Source organism: Streptomyces sp. NPDC032091 (genome assembly GCF_055580265.1).
The window spans coordinates 56,493-76,749 of sequence record NZ_JBVILR010000034.1 but is presented as its reverse complement, the minus strand read 5'-3'; the positions used below and the strand labels follow the sequence as shown (position 1 = coordinate 76,749).

Annotated in this window: 18 protein-coding genes; 9 read left to right on the top strand and 9 right to left on the bottom strand. The window is 72.6% G+C overall.

Going from position 1 to position 20,257, the window contains the following annotated elements:
* Positions 1 to 374: 374 nt before the first annotated feature.
* Entirely contained in the window at positions 375 to 722 is a 348-nt protein-coding gene (locus tag ACZ5NJ_RS35360; RefSeq protein ID WP_468770541.1) for a hypothetical protein, read from the top strand.
* A gap of 656 nt (positions 723 to 1,378) precedes the next feature.
* Here the strand turns inward: ACZ5NJ_RS35360 and ACZ5NJ_RS35355 are convergent.
* The 3 genes from ACZ5NJ_RS35355 to ACZ5NJ_RS35345 all read right to left on the bottom strand — a co-directional run bounded on the left by ACZ5NJ_RS35355 (position 1,379) and on the right by ACZ5NJ_RS35345 (position 4,465).
* Positions 1,379 to 3,028 carry a phospho-sugar mutase gene (locus tag ACZ5NJ_RS35355; protein ID WP_468770539.1) on the bottom strand — a complete coding sequence of 550 codons (1,650 nt, stop codon included), beginning with the start codon at positions 3,026 to 3,028 and terminating at the stop codon, positions 1,379 to 1,381.
* A gap of 66 nt (positions 3,029 to 3,094) precedes the next feature.
* Complete coding sequence (locus ACZ5NJ_RS35350; protein WP_468770537.1) at positions 3,095 to 3,901, bottom strand: purine-nucleoside phosphorylase; 807 nt, start codon at positions 3,899 to 3,901, stop codon at positions 3,095 to 3,097.
* A 126-nt stretch (positions 3,902 to 4,027) separates the two neighbouring features.
* On the bottom strand, positions 4,028 to 4,465 hold the full coding sequence (locus tag ACZ5NJ_RS35345) for a gamma-glutamylcyclotransferase family protein (RefSeq protein ID WP_007266087.1): 438 nt from the start codon (positions 4,463 to 4,465) through the stop codon (positions 4,028 to 4,030).
* A gap of 208 nt (positions 4,466 to 4,673) precedes the next feature.
* Between ACZ5NJ_RS35345 and ACZ5NJ_RS35340 the strand changes: the two genes are divergently transcribed.
* Both ACZ5NJ_RS35340 and ACZ5NJ_RS35335 read left to right on the top strand, forming a co-directional pair.
* The gene (locus tag ACZ5NJ_RS35340) at positions 4,674 to 6,113 is read left to right on the top strand and encodes an NAD(P)H-quinone dehydrogenase (RefSeq protein WP_365150868.1); all 1,440 of its coding nucleotides are present in this window, start codon (positions 4,674 to 4,676) and stop codon (positions 6,111 to 6,113) included.
* A 197-nt stretch (positions 6,114 to 6,310) separates the two neighbouring features.
* A complete protein-coding gene (locus ACZ5NJ_RS35335) occupies positions 6,311 to 7,276 on the top strand; it encodes a DeoR/GlpR family DNA-binding transcription regulator (RefSeq protein ID WP_468770535.1) in 966 nt (321 codons plus the stop codon).
* A gap of 296 nt (positions 7,277 to 7,572) precedes the next feature.
* Here the strand turns inward: ACZ5NJ_RS35335 and ACZ5NJ_RS35330 are convergent, their stop codons facing one another.
* A complete protein-coding gene (locus tag ACZ5NJ_RS35330) occupies positions 7,573 to 9,336 on the bottom strand; it encodes an acetyl/propionyl/methylcrotonyl-CoA carboxylase subunit alpha (RefSeq protein WP_468770533.1) in 1,764 nt (587 codons plus the stop codon).
* 378 nt (positions 9,337 to 9,714) lie between these two features.
* Between ACZ5NJ_RS35330 and ACZ5NJ_RS35325 the strand changes: the two genes are divergently transcribed.
* Positions 9,715 to 10,146 (top strand): hypothetical protein, encoded by a 432-nt coding sequence (locus ACZ5NJ_RS35325; RefSeq protein WP_468770531.1) that lies wholly within the window; start codon positions 9,715 to 9,717, stop codon positions 10,144 to 10,146.
* On the opposite strand, the gene ACZ5NJ_RS35320 is transcribed toward ACZ5NJ_RS35325, so the two are convergent.
* The 5 genes from ACZ5NJ_RS35320 to ACZ5NJ_RS35300 form a co-directional block, all read right to left on the bottom strand.
* Positions 10,127 to 10,735 (bottom strand): Maf family protein, encoded by a 609-nt coding sequence (locus tag ACZ5NJ_RS35320; protein ID WP_468770547.1) that lies wholly within the window; start codon positions 10,733 to 10,735, stop codon positions 10,127 to 10,129. The genes ACZ5NJ_RS35325 and ACZ5NJ_RS35320 overlap by 20 nt on opposite strands.
* Position 10,736: 1 nt before the next feature.
* Positions 10,737 to 10,880, bottom strand: coding sequence for a morphogenic membrane protein MmpB (gene mmpB / locus ACZ5NJ_RS35315; protein ID WP_468770529.1), 144 nt, complete (start codon positions 10,878 to 10,880; stop codon positions 10,737 to 10,739).
* 96 nt (positions 10,881 to 10,976) lie between these two features.
* A complete protein-coding gene (locus ACZ5NJ_RS35310) occupies positions 10,977 to 11,189 on the bottom strand; it encodes an acyl-CoA carboxylase epsilon subunit (protein WP_468770527.1) in 213 nt (70 codons plus the stop codon).
* Between the two features lie 21 nt (positions 11,190 to 11,210).
* Positions 11,211 to 12,803 carry an acyl-CoA carboxylase subunit beta gene (locus ACZ5NJ_RS35305; protein WP_468770525.1) on the bottom strand — a complete coding sequence of 531 codons (1,593 nt, stop codon included), beginning with the start codon at positions 12,801 to 12,803 and terminating at the stop codon, positions 11,211 to 11,213.
* A gap of 37 nt (positions 12,804 to 12,840) precedes the next feature.
* Entirely contained in the window at positions 12,841 to 14,148 is a 1,308-nt protein-coding gene (locus ACZ5NJ_RS35300) for an RNA-guided endonuclease InsQ/TnpB family protein (RefSeq protein WP_468770523.1), read from the bottom strand.
* Between the two features lie 95 nt (positions 14,149 to 14,243).
* Between ACZ5NJ_RS35300 and ACZ5NJ_RS35295 the strand changes: the two genes are divergently transcribed.
* The 5 genes from ACZ5NJ_RS35295 (at position 14,244) to hutH (ending at position 20,228) form a co-directional block, all read left to right on the top strand.
* A complete protein-coding gene (locus ACZ5NJ_RS35295) occupies positions 14,244 to 15,107 on the top strand; it encodes a biotin--[acetyl-CoA-carboxylase] ligase (RefSeq protein ID WP_468770521.1) in 864 nt (287 codons plus the stop codon).
* A gap of 203 nt (positions 15,108 to 15,310) precedes the next feature.
* A complete protein-coding gene (locus tag ACZ5NJ_RS35290; RefSeq protein ID WP_468770519.1) occupies positions 15,311 to 16,486 on the top strand; it encodes an adenylate/guanylate cyclase domain-containing protein in 1,176 nt (391 codons plus the stop codon).
* A 31-nt stretch (positions 16,487 to 16,517) separates the two neighbouring features.
* A complete protein-coding gene (locus ACZ5NJ_RS35285; protein WP_468770517.1) occupies positions 16,518 to 17,327 on the top strand; it encodes an enoyl-CoA hydratase/isomerase family protein in 810 nt (269 codons plus the stop codon).
* Between the two features lie 113 nt (positions 17,328 to 17,440).
* The gene (locus ACZ5NJ_RS35280; RefSeq protein WP_468770516.1) at positions 17,441 to 18,556 is read left to right on the top strand and encodes a GGDEF domain-containing protein; all 1,116 of its coding nucleotides are present in this window, start codon (positions 17,441 to 17,443) and stop codon (positions 18,554 to 18,556) included.
* A gap of 130 nt (positions 18,557 to 18,686) precedes the next feature.
* On the top strand, positions 18,687 to 20,228 hold the full coding sequence (hutH, locus tag ACZ5NJ_RS35275) for a histidine ammonia-lyase (RefSeq protein ID WP_468770545.1): 1,542 nt from the start codon (positions 18,687 to 18,689) through the stop codon (positions 20,226 to 20,228).
* Positions 20,229 to 20,257 lie beyond the last annotated feature (29 nt).

The window sequence follows — 20,257 nt, the reverse complement described above, 5'->3', positions numbered from 1 at the left end:
CGGCCACCCTTGACAGACCGTCCCGCCACGGAAAAACGAAGACTGCCGGGAAACCCCCAAAGAAACGGGACGGATGTACCTGAGACATCCGGCCGTGTCAGGGACCAGGCGAGGTCGTCGGGGGCCGGCAGCCATCCATTCGGCCCCTCACCAGCGCAATCGGGGACGACCCACGCGTCAGATCGCTACGCGCTCCTCCCGGCTTAGCGTCCGGCGGCCGTCTGGGGTCGCTGCCCGCAGGAAAGGACGACGGGATCGCCCTCCGGGGCCGCTACCCGCACCAAAGGCTGATGAGACGGGCATCCGGGCCGCCCGGAGCAGTGAGTAGTCGTGTGAAGGCGGGGGACGCCTTCGTGATCATTACAGTTCGGTGCATGACCACACGAGACGACTTGCTCATCGATCTGATCAATCGGACGGAGGCGGAGGGTGAAGGTCCTCGCATCACCGTCGTCGCGCAGGGCGTGGTGATAACGGGCCGGATCGCGGCCCATTGGCACTGGGCGACGCATCTTGCCGGAGAGCTCGCCGACACCGGTCTGCCCGACGAGCGGTTCGCCAAGGACTTCGGCCGCGAGGCCGGGGAGCCCCCCGAGTATCCGCCGGCCTTCCTTCACCTTCAGGGCTGCCAGCTGATCTCCGGCTCCAGCAGTCTTCCCGCCGCACTGGGCGAGTCCTTCCGCATCCCCCTCGCCATGATCAGTGCGTGGAGCGTGCGCTGAGGCCGACGGCCGCCGGACGCCGAGACCTGGGCAGCGCGTAGCGATCTGGGGCGCCGGAGGGCCCGGATGTCGTCCTGATCGTCCTTTGGTGCAGGTATCAGCCCCAGACGGCCGCCGGACGCCGAGGAATGAGGAGCGCGTAGCGATTTGGGGCGCCCACCGGCCCCGGATGACGATCCCGTCGTCGTTTCCTGCGGGCAGCGGCCCCAGACGGACGGCGGCCGCTAAGCAAAGAGAAGCGCGTAGCGATCTGACGCGTAGGTCGTCCCCGATTGCGACTGTCGGGGCCGAATGGATGTCTGCCGGCTCCCGACCACCCCGACTGCTCCCTGACACGGCCGGATGTCTCATGTACATCCGTCCCGTTTCTTTGGGGGTTTCCCGGCAGTCTTCGTTTTTCCGTGGCGGGACGGTCTGTCAAGGGTGGCCGAAGGCCATCGCGAAGCGACGCGACGAAGGAGCGCCCTTGACAGGCCGGCCCGACGCGGAAGGACGATGAGACTGACGGGAAAGCCCCAACCCCTCCCTGAGACCGCCCCGCCGGGACCCCGCCCTCCCCGCGACACCGGTCAACGCCCACGGCCCCCTCGGCGGGGCCGAGGGGGCCGAGGGGGCCGAGGGGGCCGAGGGGGCCGTGGGGTGGGCGGCGGCGGGGCCTACAGGCCCATGGCGGCCGCGAGGTCCTTCTTCACCGTGTCCAGGACTTCCTGGCCCCGGACGCGGGCCGGGGCGAGGTCCGAGGCTTCGGCCACCGGGACCACGACCTCCAGGTAGCACTTCAGCTTCGGCTCCGTGCCCGACGGGCGGCAGATGACCCGGGCCTTGTAGTCGCCCTCCAGGTAGTAGCGCAGGCCGTCCGTGGGCGGGAGCTTCGCCGTGCCCTGGGAGAGGTCCTCCGCCGAGACCACCCGCAGGCCCGCCAGGGCCGTCGGGGGTTCCGCGCGCAGCCGCGCCATCGCGTTCGCGATGACCGACAGGTCCTCGACGCGGACCGACAGCTGGTCGGTGTGGTGGAGGCCGTGGGCCATCGCCAGGTCGTCCAGGAGGTCGGTCAGGGTGCGCCCCTGCTCCTTGAGCTCCGAGGCCAGCTCCGCGACCAGGAGGGCGGCGGTGATGCCGTCCTTGTCGCGGACGCCCTCGGGGTCCACGCAGTAGCCGAGGGCTTCCTCGTAGCCGTAGCGCAGGCCGTCCACGCGGGAGATCCACTTGAAGCCCGTGAGGGTCTCCTCGTAGCCCAGGTTCGCCGCCTCGGCGATGCGGCCGAGGAGGGACGAGGAGACGATCGACTCGGCGAAGACGCCCTGCGCGCCCTTGTGGACCAGGTGGGCCGCCAGGAGCGCGCCGACCTCGTCGCCGCGCAGCATGCGCCAGCCGCCGTTGTCGGGCACCGCGACCGCGCAGCGGTCCGCGTCGGGGTCGTTGGCGATCACGATGTCCGGGCGGACCTCGGCGGCCTTCGCGAAGGCCAGGTCCATCGCGCCGGGCTCCTCCGGGTTGGGGAAGGCGACCGTCGGGAAGGCCGGGTCCGGCTCCGCCTGCTCGGCGACGAGCACCGGGGTGGGGAAGCCGTGCCGGGCGAAGGCCGCCATGACGACGTCCTTGCCGACGCCGTGCATGGCCGTGTACACGGTCCGCACGCCGCGCGGGGACCCGGGGGTCAGGACGGCGTCCGTGCGCGCCAGGTAGGCCTCCAGGACCTCCTCGTCGAGCTGGAGCCAGCCGTCCGCGGGGCGGGGGACGGACGCGAGGGTGGTGATCGCGGCGATCTCCGCCGCGATCTCGGCGTCCGCCGGGGAGACGATCTGCGAGCCGTCGCCGAGGTAGACCTTGTAGCCGTTGTCCCGGGGAGGGTTGTGGCTCGCGGTCACCTCGACGCCGGCGACGGCTCCCAGATGCCTTATCGCGTACGCGAGGACGGGCGTGGGGAGGGGGCGGGGCAGGACGGCCGCGCGCAGGCCGGCGCCCGTCATGACGGCGGCGGTGTCGCGGGCGAAGTCCGCGGACTTGTAGCGGGCGTCGTAGCCGACGACCACCAGGCCGCCCTCGTGGCCCTGGGCCTTCAGGTAGGCCGCCAGGCCCGCCGCGGCGCGGATGACCACGGAGCGGTTCATCCGCATCGGGCCGGCGCCGATCTCCCCGCGCAGCCCGGCGGTGCCGAACTGGAGGGTGCCGGAGAAACGGCCGGCGAGCTCGGCGGTGTCGCCCGCCTCGATGAGCGCGCGCAGCTCGGCCGCCGTCTCCTCGTCGGGGTCCTCTGCCAGCCAGGTCCGCGCCCGGGCGAGCAGGTCGTCCTGTGCCTGTTCCACTGGTTCCGCCTTACCTCTCGTACGTCGTCGGTCGTCGGTCGTCGGATCGTCGCGTCGCGGCGTCGATCAGATGCGGGCGAGGACCTGCGTCAGCAGGGTGCCCATGCGGGCGGCGGAGTCGCGGCCGGCCTGGAGGACCTCTTCGTGGTTGAGCGGCTCGCCGGACAGGCCCGCGGCCAGGTTGGTGACCAGGGAGATGCCGAGCACCTCGGCGCCGGCCTCGCGGGCGGCGATGGCCTCCAGCACGGTGGACATGCCGACCAGGTCGGCGCCCATGACGCGGATCATGTTGATCTCGGCCGGGGTCTCGTAGTGCGGGCCGGGGAACTGGACGTAGACGCCCTCTTCGAGGGTCTCGTCGATGTCCTTGCACATCGCGCGCAGGCGCGGCGAGTACAGGTCGGTGAGGTCCACGAAGTTCGCGCCGACGATCGGCGAGGTCGCGGTGAGGTTGAGGTGGTCGCTGATCAGGACGGGCTGGCCGGGCTTCATGCCCTCGCGCAGGCCGCCGCAGCCGTTGGTGAGGACGACGGTCTTGCAGCCGGCGGCGACGGCGGTACGGACGCCGTGGGCGACGGCGGCGACGCCGCGGCCCTCGTAGAAGTGGGTCCGGCCGAGGAAGAGCAGCGCGCGCTTGTCGCCGATCTTGTACGAGCGGATCTTGCCGCCGTGGCCCTCGACGGCGGGCGGCGGGAAGCCGGGCAGCTCGGTGACCGGGAACTCGGCCTCGGGCGCGCCGAGCGCCTCTGCGGCGGGGGCCCAGCCGGAGCCCATGACGAGGGCGACATCGTGGGATTCGACGCCGGTGAGCTCGCGGAGGCGGGCGGCGGCGGCGTCGGCGGCGGCGAAGGGGTCGGTAACAGATGCGTTCACGCGGATGAGCGTAGCCGCTTATCGCCTACGCGCGTAGATGGCACAGCTCACGGTGTTCGGATCGTTGCCTTGTCGTTTCCGCCGAATCGTCCCGGAGGAGAGGCACGGGGCCTTGCGGCCCCCGGGTCAGCAGGGGCGCTTGCGGAGTTCCATCACGTAGTCGTGCGGGGCGCCCGCCGATTCCGCCGCGTCGGCGATCTCGCCCAGGTAGCGCGCCGAGGGGAGGCCGCCCTCGTAGCCGTTCAGGACGTAGCACCAGGCGGCCTCCTCGCCGTCCAGCGTGTGGACCCGGATCCGCATGCGGCGGTAGATGTCGAGGCCGACGCCCTCCCAGCGGTCCATGGAGTCCTCGTCCAGCGGTGCGATGTCGTACAGGGCGACGAAGACCTGCTGGCGCGGGGCCTCCACGATGGTGGCGAGCGCGCCTTCCCAGCCCATCTGCTCGCCGCCGAAGGTCAGCCGCCAGTCGTTGATCCAGCCCGTGCCGCGCAGCGGCGAATGCGGAGCGCGGCGCGTCATCAGCCGCGGGTCGAGGTTGCCGGCGTACGCGGCGTAGAGCGACATGAGGTCGAGGGTACGGGAGGGGCGCCCCGGCACGCGTGCCCGGATGGCGCACGGATGACAGGACCGGGAGTGGGACACGTGCGCGGGACCGGGAGTGGAGCACCTTGAAGCGTGCGGGACAATGGGCGTGGAATGCATCCCCCGGGGAGACCCCCCGGATCGCCGGCCGGGGCGGCAGCCGGCCGGGCAGACGTGAGGCGGAGTTTTCGTGACCCGGATCGTGATCATCGGCGGCGGACCCGGCGGGTATGAGGCGGCCCTGGTGGGGGCCCAGCTCGGCGCGGAGGTGACCGTCGTCGACTGCGACGGTCTGGGCGGGGCGTCGGTGCTGACCGACTGCGTGCCCTCCAAGACCCTCATCGCGACCGCCGAGGTCATGACCACCTTCGACTCCTCGTACGAGGAGCTCGGCATCGTCGTCGCCGACGACACCCCGCCGATCGAGCAGGCCGCGCGCGTCGTCGGCGTCGACCTCGGCAAGGTCAACCGGCGCGTGAAGCGCCTCGCGCTCGCCCAGTCGCACGACATCACCGCGTCCGTGACCCGGGCCGGCGCCCGCGTCCTGCGCGGCCGCGGCAAGCTCGGCGGCCCGCAGGGCATCGACGGCACCCGGGACGTCATCGTCACCGCGGCCGACGGCACGGAGACGATCCTCACCGCCGACGCCGTGCTGATCGCCACCGGCGGCACCCCCCGCGAGATCCCCGACGCGATGCCCGACGGCGAGCGGATCCTGAACTGGACCCAGGTCTACGACCTGGAGGAGCTCCCCGAGGAGCTCATCGTGGTGGGCTCCGGCGTCACCGGCGCCGAGTTCGCCGGCGCCTACCAGGCGCTGGGCTCCCGGGTGACGCTGGTGTCCTCGCGCGACCGCGTGCTGCCGGGCGAGGACCCGGACGCGGCCGCCGTCCTGGAGGACGTCTTCCGCCGCCGCGGCATGAACGTCATCGGCCGCTCGCGCGCCGAGTCCGCCAAGCGGGTCGGCGACCGGGTCGAGGTCACCCTCTCCGACGGCCGGGTCATCAGCGGCACCCACTGCCTGATGGCGGTCGGCGCGATCCCGAACACCCGGGACATGAACCTGGAGGAGTCCGGGGTCCGGCTCAAGGAGTCCGGGCACATCTGGACCGACAAGGTCTCGCGCACGTCCTCGCCGGGCGTGTACGCCGCCGGCGACGTGACGGGCGTCTTCGCGCTGGCCTCCGTCGCCGCCATGCAGGGCCGCATCGCGATGTACCACTTCCTCGGCGACGCGGTGGCCCCGCTGAACCTGAAGACCGTCTCCTCGAACGTCTTCACCGACCCCGAGATCGCCACGGTCGGTTACACCCAGGCCGACGTGGACGCCGGGAAGATCGACGCCCGTGTCGTGAAGCTGCCCCTGCTGCGCAACCCGCGCGCCAAGATGCAGGGCATCCGGGACGGGTTCGTGAAGATGTTCTGCCGCCCGGGCACCGGGATCGTGGTCGGCGGCGTGGTCGTCTCGCCGCGCGCGAGCGAGCTGATCCACCCCATCTCGATCGCCGTCGACAACAACCTGACGGTCGAGCAGATCGCAAACGCGTTCACGGTGTACCCCTCGCTGTCGGGTTCGATCGCCGAGGTCGCCCGTCAGCTGCACACGCGCAAGGCCGCCGGAGAGGCGTAGGGCCGCCGGATCCCGGACCAACCACCCCTCCTCGCACCGGGGTTGGGGGTGGTTTGCGGGGCCGGGGGCGGCGGGCCGGTGGACGCCGGGTGTCCGTTCGGACGCGTATACCACTAGTCGCCCCACGGTATGGACAACTTCGGTATTCCGGCGCAAGGAGCTGAAACCAGACGGTCGTTGGGGTTACTGTCAGTTTCGTGTTCGCTGCTGAACGTCGCCAATTGATCCTCGAAATGGTGCGTGCCAACGGGGCGGTTTCGCTCCGTGAGCTCGCCCGCGTCGTCCAGACCTCCGAAGTGACCGTACGGCGGGACGTGCGGGCGCTGGAGGCAGAAGGACTCCTCGACCGCCGGCACGGCGGTGCGGTCTTGCCGGGCGGTTTCACGCGGGAGTCCGGCTTTCCGCAAAAGTCCCATCTCGCGACGGCGGAGAAGACCGCCATCGCCGACATCGCGGCCGGCCTCGTCGAAGAAGGCGAGGCCGTCGTCGTCGGCGCGGGCACCACGACCCAGGAGCTGGCCCGCCGGCTCGCACGGGTGCCCGGCCTGACCGTCGTCACCAACTCGCTGCTCGTCGCCCAGGCGCTGGCGCACGCCAACCGGGTGGAGGTGGTGATGACCGGCGGCACGCTGCGCGGGTCGAACTACGCCCTCGTGGGCAGCGGCGCCGAGCAGTCCCTCCAGGGGCTGCGGGTCTCGCGGGCCTTCCTGTCCGGCAGCGGCCTGACCGCCGAGCGCGGGCTGTCCACGTCCAACATGCTCTCCGCGAGCGTGGACCGGGCGCTGGTGCAGGCGGCGGCGGAGGTGGTGGTCCTCGCCGACCACACGAAGCTGGGCACCGACACGATGTTCCAGACGGTGCCGACGGACGTGATGACGCGGCTCGTGACGGACGAGCCCCCGCCGCACGACGACCGGGCCGCCACCGAGCTCCAGGCGCTGGCCGACCAGGGCGTGCAGATCACCGTGGCCGGGGCCGCGCCGGCCTCCGGCGGGCACGGCGGCGCCGGGGACGGCCTGCCGGGGCGCAGGCCGCGCCGGGACGCGCCGCTGCCGGTGCAGAGGCGGGGCGGGCCGACGGCGCAGCTGCGGAGCGCTCCCGCGTCGATGCTGGAGCAGCAGGCGGGCGAGCGGGCGCGCGTCGCGGACATGAGGCGGCGGTAGGTTCCGCCCCCGGCCGGTGTCCGCCGGGCCGTCCCCGCCAGGGCGGCCCGTCGGACACCGGCCGGCGGTGCGGTGGGCCGCCTTCGCGGGGCGGGGCCTCCTGGGGCTCCGCCCCAGACCCCGCGCCTCAAGCGCCGGCGGGGCTGGAATGTGCTGCGCACATCCAGCCCGCGCAGCGTTTGAGCGCACCGGACGCGGTAGCGGAGGGCGAAGGCCCTCGGCCCCGGGGATGCCCGGGAAGGGCGAAGGCCCCCGCCCGGTGATCCGGGCGGGGGCCTTCGTCAGGTGCGGGGGCGTCAGTCCTTGATCTCGCAGATCGTGGCGCCCGACGTGAGCGACGCCCCGACCTCGGCCGTCAGGCCGACGATCGTGCCGGAGCGGTGCGCGTTCAGCGGCTGCTCCATCTTCATCGCCTCCAGGACGACGATCAGGTCGCCCTCGTTGACCTGCTGGCCCTCCTCCACGGCGACCTTGACGATCGTGCCCTGCATCGGGGACGCGAGGGTGTCGCCGGAGGCGGCCGGGCCGGACTTCTTGGCCGCGCGGCGCTTCGGCTTGGCGCCGCCCGCGGCGGCCGTGCGGGCCAGGGTCATGCCCAGGCTGGACGGGAGGGAGACCTCCAGCCGCTTGCCGCCGACCTCGACGACGACCGTCTCGCGGCCCGGCTCGTCCTCGGTGTCCTCGGCGGCCGGGGCCTGGAAGGCGGGGATCTCGTTGACGAACTCGGTCTCGATCCAGCGGGTGTGGACCGTGAACGGGTTGCCGCCGGCCGGGGCGAAGGCGGGGTCGGCGACGACCGCGCGGTGGAACGGGATGGCGGTGGCCATGCCCTCCACGTTGAACTCCGCCAGGGCGCGCGCGGCACGCTGGAGGGCCTGCTCGCGGGTGGCGCCGGTGACGATCAGCTTGGCGAGGAGCGAGTCCCAGGCGGGGCCGATCACCGAGCCGGACTCCACGCCGGCGTCCAGGCGGACGCCCGGGCCGCTCGGGGCGTCGAACCGGGTGACGGTGCCCGGGGCGGGCAGGAAGCCCCGGCCCGGGTCCTCGCCGTTGATGCGGAACTCGAAGGAGTGGCCGCGCAGGACCGGGTCCCCGTAGCCGAGCTCCTCGCCGTCGGCGATGCGGAACATCTCGCGGACCAGGTCGATGCCGGCGACCTCCTCGGTCACCGGGTGCTCGACCTGGAGGCGGGTGTTGACCTCCAGGAAGGAGATCGTGCCGTCGGTGCCGACGAGGAACTCGACGGTGCCCGCGCCGACGTAGCCGGCCTCCTTGAGGATGGCCTTGGACGCGGCGTAGAGCTCGGCGGTCTGGGCCTCGGACAGGAAGGGGGCCGGGGCCTCCTCCACGAGCTTCTGGTGGCGGCGCTGGAGCGAGCAGTCACGCGTGGAGACGACGACCACGTTGCCGTGGGAGTCGGCCAGGCACTGGGTCTCGACGTGGCGCGGCTTGTCGAGGTAGCGCTCGACGAAGCACTCGCCGCGGCCGAAGGCGGCCACGGCCTCGCGCACGGCGGACTCGTACAGCTCGGGGACCTCGTCCAGCGTGCGGGCGACCTTCAGGCCGCGGCCGCCGCCGCCGAAGGCGGCCTTGATGGCGATGGGCAGCCCGTGCTCCTCGGCGAAGGCGACGACCTCCTCCGCCCCGGAGACCGGGTCGGGGGTGCCCGCGACGAGCGGGGCGCCGGCGCGCTGGGCGATGTGACGGGCGGCCACCTTGTCGCCGAGGTCGCGGATGGCCTGCGGCGGCGGGCCGATCCAGGTCAGGCCCGCGTCGATGACGGCCTGGGCGAATTCGGCGTTCTCGGACAGGAAGCCGTATCCGGGGTGGATGGCGTCCGCACCCGAGTCGGCGGCGGCCTGCAGGACCTTGCCGATGTCGAGGTAGCTGGCCGCAGGGGTGTCACCGCCCAACGCGAAAGCTTCGTCTGCCGCGCGGACGTGCAGAGCGTCCCGGTCCGGATCGGCGTAGACGGCTACGCTCGCGATCCCGGCGTCCCGGCAGGCCCGAGCAACGCGGACAGCGATTTCGCCACGGTTGGCGATGAGCACCTTGCGCACGATGGCTCCCTCCTTGAAACAAGCTGAGTTTAGGGACTGCCGACACGGCCTTACGACCCTTCCCCGGTGGTGAGCTTGCCCACACAGAGCGTGATGCGAGTGCCCCTTGAGTGTGAAAACCCTTGTGTCGCCCCAGGTCAGGGAGATCCCCGACTGCACAGTAACCCCGTGGCGCGTGGAAGGTCTCTGTTCGGCGGGTCAGCGGCCCCCGTCGATTCTTTGTGGAGTCCCTACGAACGGCCTAGGCAATCTTTGCGTGAGAGCCGTCACGGCCCCCGTCCCGTAACGGAGCGGCCCGAACCCCTTGTCCACGGGTTTACTCGTTAGTAGCCTCCGTGGCGTCGAACACGCTTGTGGCGTGGGAGGGATGGGGGCGTCGTGCTGCGCAGACTCGTGGCGGGGCTGGGCGCGCTCGCGCTCGTCGCCGAGGCGGCGGTGCTCGTGGTCGTCCATCTGGTGCTCGGCCGGGCGACGGCCGGTCAGTCGATGTCGGTCGCCGGCAGCGACCCGGACGTCATGGCCACGGCGACGTACGGGATGGGAGCGGCCCTCGGGGCCTTCCTCCTGCTGACCGCCCTACTCCTCGCCGTCGCCGCGCTGCGCGACCACCCGCCCGGCCGTACCGCCCGGGTGGTCCTCGTCGCCGCCGCCGTCACCCACGTGGTCCTCGGTGCCCTCGCCGCCGCGCTCGTCGGCTGGGGCGCCTTCGCGGCGATCATGGCGGTCTTCTGCCTGGTCGTGGGCGCCCTGATCCTCCACGGGGACCCTGCGGGACCGCCGGAGCCGGGGCTCAGACCCACAAGTCCGTGATGGACACGTCCAGTTCGCCCAGCAGGGAGCGCAGCAGCGGCATCGACAGGCCGATGACGTTGCCCGGGTCCCCGTCGATGCCGTCGATGAACGCGGACGACAGCCCGTCCAGGGTGAACGCCCCGGCCACGTGCAGCGGCTCGCCGCTCTCCACGTACGCCGCCACCTCCGCGTCCGTCGGCTCGCCGAAGCGGACCGTCGTCGAGGCCGTCGCCGAGACCTGACGCCCCGTCGCCGTGTCGATCACGCAGTGCCCCGTGCGCAGGACGCCCGACCGCCCGCGCATCGACTTCCAGCGGGCCGTGGCCTCCGCCGCGTCGGCCGGCTTGCCCAGCGCCTCGCCGTCCAGCTCCAGCACCGAGTCGCAGCCGACCACCAGCGCGCCCGCGGCCTCCGGCAGCTCCGCCACCACGCCCGCCTTGGCCTCGGCCAGGGCCAGCGCCAGCTCGGCCGGCTCGTCGTGGTCCAGCGTGTCCTCGTCGAAGCCGCTGACGATCACGTGCGGGGCCAGCCCGGCCTGCCGCAGCAGGTTCAGCCGGGCGGGGGAGGCGGAAGCGAGGACGAGCGTGCGTACGGTCATGGGGGCCAGCCTAGCCAGCCCGGAACGGGGCCACGCCCAGGACGTAGACGCCCACCACCGTCGCCACCAGCAGCACCACCAGCATCCGCCGCAGCATCGCCTGGACGTCGCGCATGTCCTTCGGCGGCTCGTCCTTCGGGTCTGACCAGAGCATGCTCCGATCCTTGCCCCGGCACGCCGGTGGCGCCTGAGTACGAGTACTCAGGCGCCACCGTCCGTTCGCGCCATATTCCGCGGGCGATGCGCGGGTTCAGGCCTGGTGGGGCCAGTACGTACGCCCCCACGCCCGCGGCCCGGGCCGCGGCGCGTGCCGGCGGGCCACCCGGGCCGGCGCCGCCCACTCGTCCGGGACCCGGGGCGCGCCCGACGGCGCGGAGGCAAGCGCCGCCGCGCGCGCGTGGACCACCGCCAGTGCGGCGGCCAGCTCCTCGGGGGTCGGGTTGCCCTTGACGACCTTGATCATCACTGTGAGCTCCTCGGGAACCTAGAGGGGGATGTTGCCGTGCTTCTTCGGGGGCAGCGACTCCCGCTTGGTGCGCAGCTGCCGCAGCCCCTTCACCACGTGGGCGCGGGTCTCGGACGGCATGGTCACCGCGTCGACGTACCCGCGCTCGGCGGCGGTGTACGGGTTGAGCAGGGTGTCCTCGTACTCGGTGATGAGCCGGGCCCTGGTCTCCTCCACCTCCTCCGGAGCGGCTTCCGCGATCGTGCGCCGGTGCAGGATGTTCACCGCGCCCTGCGCGCCCATGACGGCGATCTGGGCGGTCGGCCAGGCCAGGTTCAGGTCCGCGCCGAGGTGCTTGGAGCCCATGACGTCGTAGGCGCCGCCGAAGGCCTTGCGGGTGATGACGGTGATGAGGGGGACGGTGGCCTCGGCGTAGGCGTAGATCAGCTTCGCCCCGCGCCGGATGATTCCGTTGTACTCCTGGTCGGTGCCCGGGAGGAAGCCCGGCACGTCGACGAACGTCAGGACCGGGATGTTGAAGGCGTCGCAGGTCCGCACGAAGCGGGCGGCCTTCTCCGAGGCGTTGATGTCCAGGCAGCCGGCGAACTGCATCGGCTGGTTGGCGACCACGCCCACCGGGTGTCCCTCGACGCGGCCGAAGCCGGTGAGGATGTTCGGGGCGAACAGGGACTGCGTCTCCAGGAACTCCCCGTCGTCCAGCACGTGCTCAATCACAGTGTGCATGTCGTACGGCTGGTTCGCACTGTCCGGGATCAGGACGTCGAGTTCGAGGTCGGCGTCGGAGACCTCGGTGTCCGCCTCCTCCGGGAAGGCCGGGGGCTCGGACAGGTTGTTCGACGGCAGGTACGCGAGGAGCGACTTCACGTACTCGATGGCGTCCTTCTCGTCGCCCGCCATGTGGTGCGCCACGCCCGAGGTGGAGTTGTGGGTGCGCGCACCGCCCAGCTCCTCGAAGCCGACGTCCTCACCGGTGACCGTCTTGATGACGTCCGGGCCGGTGATGAACATGTGCGAGGTCTGGTCGACCATGACCGTGAAGTCGGTGATGGCCGGAGAGTAGACGGCGCCGCCGGCGCAGGGGCCGACGACCAGGCTGATCTGCGGGATCACGCCGGAGGCGTGGACGTTGCGGCGGAAGATCTCGCCGTACATGCCCAGCGCGCTGACGCCCTCCTGGATGCGGGCGCCGCCGGAGTCGTTGATGCCGACGACCGGGCAGCCGGTCTTCAGCGCGAAGTCCATCACCTTGATGATCTTCTGGCCGTAGACCTCGCCGAGGGCCCCGCCGAAGACGGTGAAGTCCTGCGAGAACACGGCCACCGGCCGGCCGTCGACCGTGCCGTAGCCGGTGACGACGCCGTCGCCGTAGGGGCGGGTCTTCTCCAGGCCGAAGTTGGTCGACCGGTGCCGGGCGAACTCGTCCAGCTCGACGAACGACCCCTCGTCCAGCAGCAACGCCACCCGCTCACGTGCCGTCAGCTTGCCCTTGGCGTGCTGCTTCTCGACGGCGCGCTCGGAACCGGCGTGCGTGGCTTCCTCGACTCGGCGCCGCAGATCCGCGAGCTTGCCCGCGGTCGTGTGCATGTCGATCGGCTCTGAGGGTTGGGACATCGGGGTCGCGGCTCCCTGTGTGGTGTCAACTGCCTGGTCAATTGATTGACTGCTGCTGGCTACTGGTGCGTAGCGTATCGGCGGGCATGGCGCTCGGCAGTGCGGCGTTTGACACACCTACATTGGGTTGCTTGGCCTTGCCGCCTTCCCTAAGGGGAGACGGTGCACCCTCGCGGGTGGGGGCTTCCTGCTTCACCGCGCGCCGCCCCGGCCGGGAGGGATCCCGGCGGGGTCTTACGCCCGCTCCACAGGCGATGACCGCCAGCCCGGCGGCCAGGAGGTTGACGGCTGCGTTCCCGTCCCGGTCGTGGGTGGTCCCACAGCCCGTACACGTCCATGCGCGGACGTCCAGGGGCATCTCGGCGGCGAGCGCACCGCAGACCGAGCAGAGCTTGGAGCTGGGAAACCACCGGTCGACGATGATCAGGGTGCGGCCGTACCAGGCCGCCTTGTACTCCAGCATCGCCCGCAGCTCCCGCCAGGCCGCGCCACTGATGGCACGGGCCAGGCGACGGTTCTTGAGCAGGTTGCGGACGGTGATGTCCTCGATCACGAGCGTTTGGTTGTCGCGCACGAGCCGAGTCGTCAGTCGGTGCAGGTGGTCGCGGCGCCGGTCCGCGATCCGGGCGTGGATCCGCGCTACGCGGAGGCGGGCCTTGGCCCTGTTCGCCGAGCCCTTGTCCTTCCGCGACAGGGCCCGCTGTGCGCGGGCCAGCCGCTCCCGGTCCCTGCGTTCGTGCTTCGGGTCGGGCACCTTCTCGCCGGTGGAGAGCGTGACGAGCGCCGTCAGCCCGACATCGATCCCGACCGCCGCCGTCGCTGCCGGCATCGGGGTGGGTGCGGAGTCGAACAGCATCGAGACGAACCAGCGGCCGGCGGGGTCGCGGGAGACGGTGACGGTGGTCGGCTCTGCGGCCTCGGGCAGCGGGCGGGACCAGACGACGGCCAACGGAGCCGTCATTTTGGCCAGTGTCAGCTGCCCGTCCCGGAAGCGGAAGGCGGAGCGGGTGTACTCGGCGCTTGCCCGGGACCTCCGCTTGGACTTGTGGCGCGGGTACCGGGCCCGCTTGGCCCAGAAGGCGGCGAAGGCGCTGTGCAGATGCCGCAGGGCCTGCTGCAGGGGAACGCAGGACACCTCTCCCAGGTAGGCGAGTTCCTGCGTCCGCTTCCAACGCGTGAGCATCGACGAGGTCTGGTCGTACCCGATGCGTTCCCGCCGTGCCCAGGCCTCGCTGCGGGCGGCGAGGGCGAGGTTGTACACCTTGCGCACGCACCCGAAGGTTCGTGACAGCTCGGCCGACTGGTCGGCGTCCGGGTAGAAACGGAACTTGAATGCCCTCTTCACTGCGGAGTTCCCCACGGCCCGGAAGCTAAGGTCGGTCACGATCCGAACACAATCCCGGGTCAAGGGATCACGTACGGCGACCGAAGGAATTGCTCATGGCATCAGACGCTTCAGCCGCTGCGGGAGCCGGACGCTGGTCGAGCCTGGACCGGCCCCCGCTCAATGCGGCAGCACTGCACAGGGCCCTCGTCGCCGGGGGTGGGCTGTGGGCCTCGCTTGAGGTCGTTCCTTCCACCGGGTCCACCAACACCGATCTCGCCGCGCGGGCCGCCGAGCTGCCCGAGGGGGCCGTGCTGGTGGCCGAGGAGCAGACCGCCGGACGGGGGCGGCTCGACCGGAGCTGGGTCGCGCCGGCGCGGTCGGGGCTGTTCTTCTCCGTGCTGCTCAAGCCGGGGCCGGGCGTGCCCGAGGAGCGGTGGGCGTGGCTGACCCTGCTCGCCGGCGTGGCCACCGCGACCGGGCTGTCACGGGCGGCGGGCGTGGACACGCTGCTCAAGTGGCCCAACGACCTGCTGGTGACGGTCGAGGGCGAGGAGCGCAAGGCCGGCGGGATCCTCGCCGAGCGGGTGGGCGACGGGGTGGTCATCGGGATCGGCCTCAACGTGACCCTCACCGAGGACGAGCTCCCCGTACCGCAGGCGGGCTCCCTGAGCCTCGCGAAGGCCACGGTCACGGACCGGGAACCGCTGTTGAAGGCCGTGCTGCGGTCCCTGGAGGAGTGGTACGGGCGCTGGCGCGACGCCGCCGGCGACCCGGGGGACAGCGGGCTCCAGGAGACGTACGCGGCGGGCTGCGCCACGCTCGGCCGGCACGTCCGGGCCGACCTGCCGGGGGGCCGGGAGCTCACCGGGACGGCCGAGGCGCTGGACACCGACGGGCACCTGGTGATCCGGACCGCCGAGGGGGAGCGGGTGGCGGTCGGCGCGGGCGACGTGGTGCACCTGCGACAGGTGAGGTAGACCCTGGGTCATGGGGGCCCGGCCGCGCGCGTCCCCTGTCCGGCCGAAGCGGGCACGGGGCTTCGATCCGACGGGACGCGCCCGTGGGCCGGGCTCCGGCGCCCCGGAGGCGAGGAGCCTCCCAAAAGAGGGGTGAGTGAGCTACGGCACACCTGCCGTATGGTTTAGGCGATCCCGATCGGGCTCCCGGGAATGCGCACGGAATGGACAGGAGGCGGCCCTTGACCGTCGGCGACTCAACGTCCAGCGCGTCCCCCTCCGGCTCCGCGGGCAACCCCGGTACGCCGATCGGGCGGGACCAGCACACCCCCTTCCACGAGGTCGACCACGCGGCGCAGCCCACGGCCGATCCGCTCGCCATCCGGCTGGAGCAGCTCATCCTGGGCGCCGAGCGGCGCTACACCCCCTTCCAGGCGGCCCGCAGCGCCGGTGTCTCGATGGAGCTCGCCTCCCGCTTCTGGCGGGCCATGGGCTTCGCGGACATCGGGCAGGCCCGCGCCCTGACGGAGGCGGACGTCCTGGCGCTGCGGCGGCTCGCGGGTCTGGTGGAGGCCGGGCTGCTGAGCGAGCCGATGGCGGTGCAGGTGGCGCGTTCCACCGGGCAGACCACGGCGCGGCTGGCGGAATGGCAGATCGACTCCTTCCTGGAGGGGCTGACGGAGCCGCCGGAGCCGGGGATGACCCGTACGGAGGTCACGTACCCGCTGGTCGAGCTGCTGCTGCCGGAGCTGGAGGAGTTCCTCGTCTACGTGTGGCGGCGCCAGCTGGCGGCGGCCACGGGCCGGGTGGTGCAGGTCGCGGACGACGAGGAGATGGTCGACCGGCGGCTCGCGGTGGGCTTCGCCGACCTGGTGGGCTTCACCCGGCTCACCCGCCGGCTGGAGGAGGAGGAGCTCGGCGAGCTGGTCGAGTCCTTCGAGACGACGGCGGCGGACCTGGTCGCGGCGCACGGCGGCCGGCTGATCAAGACGCTCGGCGACGAGGTGCTGTACGCCGCCGACGACGCGGCGACGGCGGCGGAGATCGCGCTGCGGCTGATCGAGACGATGGAGGCGGACGCGCAGATGCCGGAGCTGCGCGTGGGCATCGCGTTCGGGACGGTGACGACCCGGATGGGCGACGTCTTCGGGACGACGGTGAACCTGGCCAGCCGGCTGACCTCCATAGCGCCGAAGGACGCGGTGCTGGTGGACGGCGCGATGGCCGAGGAGCTGGGCCGGACGGGGGCCGCGCCGAAGTCCGAGAAGGACGCCGAGAACGAGGAGGGCGGCGGCTCGTACCGTTTCGCGCTCCAGCCGATGTGGCAGCGGCCGGTGCGCGGACTGGGTGTCGTGGAGCCCTGGTCGTTGACGCGGCGGACGCCTAAGATCCCCGGGTAACGTTCGTTAACTTTTCCGGGGAGTGTGTGCCGTGGGCGGGAGCGAAGTCCGGTTCGGGGAGTTCGTGGCGGTGCGGCGGCACGGTGACGACGGGGTGGTCGCGGAGCTGGTGCTGGACCGGCCCAAGGCGATGAACGCCGTCTCGACGGAGATGGCGCGCTCGATCTCCGCCGCCTGTGACGCGCTCGCGGCCGATCCCGGCGTACGGGTCGTCGTCCTGTCCTCCACGCACGAGCGGGCCTTCTGCGTGGGCGCGGACCTCAAGGAGCGCAACTCCTTCTCCGACGCCGAGCTGGTGCGGCAGCGGCCGACCACCCGGGGTGCGTACGGGGGCGTGCTGGAGCTGCCGATGCCGACGGTCGCGGCGGTGCACGGCTTCGCCCTGGGCGGCGGCTTCGAGCTGGCGCTGGCCTGCGACGTGATCGTGGCCGACGAGACGGCGGTCGTGGGGCTGCCCGAGGTGTCGGTCGGCGTGATTCCCGGCGGTGGCGGTACGCAGCTGCTGCCGCGCCGGGTCGGTGCGGCGCGGGCCGCCGAGCTGATCTTCACGGCCCGCCGGGTGGAGGCGCCCGAGGCGCTGTCCCTGGGGCTGGTGGACGAGGTGGCCCCGGCCGGCGCGGACCGGGCGCGGGCGCTGGAGCTGGCGGCGGCGATGGCGGCGAACTCCCCGGTCGGGCTGCGCGCGGCCAAGCGGGCGCTGCGGCTGGGGCACGGGATGGACCTGGCGGCCGGGCTGGAGATCGAGGACGCGGCCTGGCGGACGGTGGCCTTCTCGGGCGACCGGGCGGAGGGTGTGGCGGCGTTCAACGAGAAGCGCAAGCCGCAGTGGCCGGGGCGGTAGGGGCGGTCGCCGCACCGCTCGGCGCCCGGCGACGGGCGCGTGATGTGGTTTCGGGTTCACCCAAACTCGCGCCATCCCTCACTTAATCGGATAAAGCTCCCTAATCTGGGGTGATGGGAGTTGACGGACGGCTTCGGGCCGTCGTGGGCCTCGCGCAGGCCATGGCGGCGGCCTGCGCGCCGCGGGACAGTGTCCGGGCCGCGGCCCGGGGGGCCCGGCTGGCGATGGACGGGTCCTTCGCGGCCATCTCCGCCTGGGAGCGGGAGCGGGGGCGGCTGCGGGTCCTGGTGAACGAGGGGGAGCTGCGGTCCGGGGAGGAGGAGTTCCCCGAGGACGAGTCCTACCCGGTGCACGACTTCCCGGAGATCACCGAGTTCCTGCACGAGCGCTGGGTCGGCGGCGGCGGGCCGCACGCCTGGGTCGACAGCGCCGACGGCGGCCGGCCGGGGCGCCGCAGCGTGGCCCTGAAGGCGCGTGGGCGCGGGACGTGCGTGGTCGCGCCGATCGTGCTCAGCGGGCGCGCCTGGGGGGAGCTGTACGTCGCCCGGAACGAGGGGCTCCCCGGCTTTGACGACACCGACGCGGAGTTCGCGACCGTCCTGGCGGCCGTCGTGGCGGCCGGGCTCGCGCAGAACGAACGCCTGGAGGAGGCCCGGCGCCTCGCCTTCACCGACCCGCTGACCGGCCTGGCCAACCGGCGGGCGGTGGACATGCGGCTCGACGAGGCGCTGGAGGAGCACCGGCGCACGGGGGCGGTGGTCAGCCTGGTGGTCTGCGACCTCAACGGCCTCAAGAAGGTCAACGACACCCTCGGGCACGCGACGGGCGACCGGCTGCTGGAACGTTTCGGCTCGGTGCTCAGCCTGTGCGGGGCCATGCTGGCGGGCGCGCTGGTGGCGCGGCTGGGCGGGGACGAGTTCTGCCTGGTCAGCGTCGGCCCGTCGGCGGACGAGGTGGTGCGGGTCACCGAGGAGGTGTGTGTACGGGCCGCCGCGCTGGAGCTGGGGGAGGGCGTGGCCTGCGGGGTGGCCTCCACCGGGGATCCGATCGGGGCGGTGAAGTCCTCCCGGCGGCTGTTCCGGCTGGCCGACGCGGCGCAGTACAAGGCGAAGGCGGCCCGGTCGGTGGGCCCGGTGGTCGCGGGGCGCGACACGGCGGTGGTGCGGCTGGCCGACGCCGCGGCGCGGGAGGCGCCGGGGGAGCGGCGGCGGTTCCGCGGGCGGCCGTAGGCGGCGGAGGCGCAGGTGGGGCGGGTGCTGCCGGTGAGGTTGATCCGTAAGGGGTAATCGGCGGACCCGATCGTGACATTCTCAGCTAGTGACATGAAGGGATTCAGTCCGTAGGGTGCTGAATATGGATATGCACACTGTCGTGGTGGGGACCTCCGGGACCACCGCCGAGGACGTCATCGCCGTCGCCCGAGGCAACGCGCGGGTCGAGCTGTCCGGCGAGGCGCTGGACGCCCTCGGCCGCGCCCGCGAGATCGTCGACGCGCTCGCCGCCAAGCCCGAGCCCGTCTACGGCGTCTCGACCGGCTTCGGCGCCCTCGCCTCCCGGCACATCAGCCCCGAGCTGCGCGCGCAGCTCCAGCGCAACATCGTCCGCTCGCACGCCGCCGGCATGGGCCCGCGCGTCGAGCGCGAGGTCGTCCGCGCCCTGATGTTCCTGCGCCTGAAGACGGTGGCCTCCGGTCACACCGGCGTCCGGCCCTCGGTCGCCCAGACCATGGCCGACCTGCTCAACGCCGGCATCACCCCCGTCGTCCACGAGTACGGATCCCTCGGCTGCTCCGGCGACCTCGCGCCCCTCTCCCACTGCGCCCTCGCGCTCATGGGCGAAGGCGACGCCGAGGGCCCCGACGGCACCGTCCGCCCGGCCGGCGAACTCCTCGCCGAGCACGGCATCGAGCCCGTCGAGCTCCGCGAGAAGGAGGGCCTCGCCCTCCTCAACGGCACCGACGGCATGCTCGGCATGCTGGTCATGGCCCTCGCCGACCTGCGGACCCTGTACACCTCCGCCGACATCACCGCCGCCCTCACCCTGGAGGCGCTGCTCGGCTCGGAGAAGGTCCTCGCGCCCGAGCTCCACGCCATCCGCCCCCACCCCGGCCAGGGCGCCGCCGCCGCCAACATGGCCGCCGTCCTCAAGGGTTCCGGGCTCACCGGGCACTTCCAGGAGGAGTCCGCGCCGCGCGTGCAGGACGCCTACTCCGTGCGCTGCGCCCCCCAGGTCGCCGGCGCCGGCCGCGACACCATCGCGCACGCCGCCCTCGTCGCCTCCCGCGAGCTGGCCTCCGCCGTCGACAACCCGGTCGTCCTGCCCGACGGCCGCGTCGAGTCCAACGGCAACTTCCACGGCGCGCCCGTGGCCTACGTCCTGGACTTCCTGGCCATCGCCGCCGCGGACCTCGGCTCGATCGCCGAACGGCGCACCGACCGCCTCCTCGACAAGAACCGCAGCCACGGCCTGCCGCCGTTCCTCGCGGACGACGCCGGCGTCGACTCCGGCCTGATGATCGCCCAGTACACGCAGGCCGCCCTGGTCAGCGAGATGAAGCGGCTCGCCGTCCCGGCCTCGGCCGACTCCATCCCGTCCTCCGCCATGCAGGAGGACCACGTCTCCATGGGCTGGTCGGCGGCGCGCAAGCTGCGCACCGCGGTCGACAACCTGACCCGCATCATCGCCATCGAGCTGTACGCGGCCACCCGCGCCCTGGAGCTGCGCCACGGCCTCACCCCGGCCCCGGCCAGCCAGGCCGCCCTCGCGGCGGTCCGCGCGGCGGGCGTCCAGGGCCCCGGCCCGGACCGCTTCCTGGCCCCGGACCTCGCGGCGGCCGACGCCTTCGTCCGCGCGGGCGCCCTGGTGGCGGCGGTCGAGCCGGTGACGGGCCCGCTGGCGTAGCCACCCGCCAAGGCCACAGGCCGCGTTCC

Coding starts and splice junctions, on each gene's coding strand:
- ACZ5NJ_RS35360 (WP_468770541.1), top strand. CDS start 375: ATGACCACACGAGACGACTTGCTCATCGATCTGATCAATCGGACGGAG.
- ACZ5NJ_RS35345 (WP_007266087.1), bottom strand. CDS start 4,465: ATGTCGCTCTACGCCGCGTACGCCGGCAACCTCGACCCGCGGCTGATG.
- mmpB (WP_468770529.1), bottom strand. CDS start 10,880: ATGCTCTGGTCAGACCCGAAGGACGAGCCGCCGAAGGACATGCGCGAC.
- ACZ5NJ_RS35310 (WP_468770527.1), bottom strand. CDS start 11,189: ATGATCAAGGTCGTCAAGGGCAACCCGACCCCCGAGGAGCTGGCCGCC.
- ACZ5NJ_RS35305 (WP_468770525.1), bottom strand. CDS start 12,803: ATGTCCCAACCCTCAGAGCCGATCGACATGCACACGACCGCGGGCAAG.
- ACZ5NJ_RS35295 (WP_468770521.1), top strand. CDS start 14,244: ATGGCATCAGACGCTTCAGCCGCTGCGGGAGCCGGACGCTGGTCGAGC.
- ACZ5NJ_RS35290 (WP_468770519.1), top strand. CDS start 15,311: ATGGACAGGAGGCGGCCCTTGACCGTCGGCGACTCAACGTCCAGCGCG.
- ACZ5NJ_RS35280 (WP_468770516.1), top strand. CDS start 17,441: ATGGGAGTTGACGGACGGCTTCGGGCCGTCGTGGGCCTCGCGCAGGCC.
- hutH (WP_468770545.1), top strand. CDS start 18,687: ATGCACACTGTCGTGGTGGGGACCTCCGGGACCACCGCCGAGGACGTC.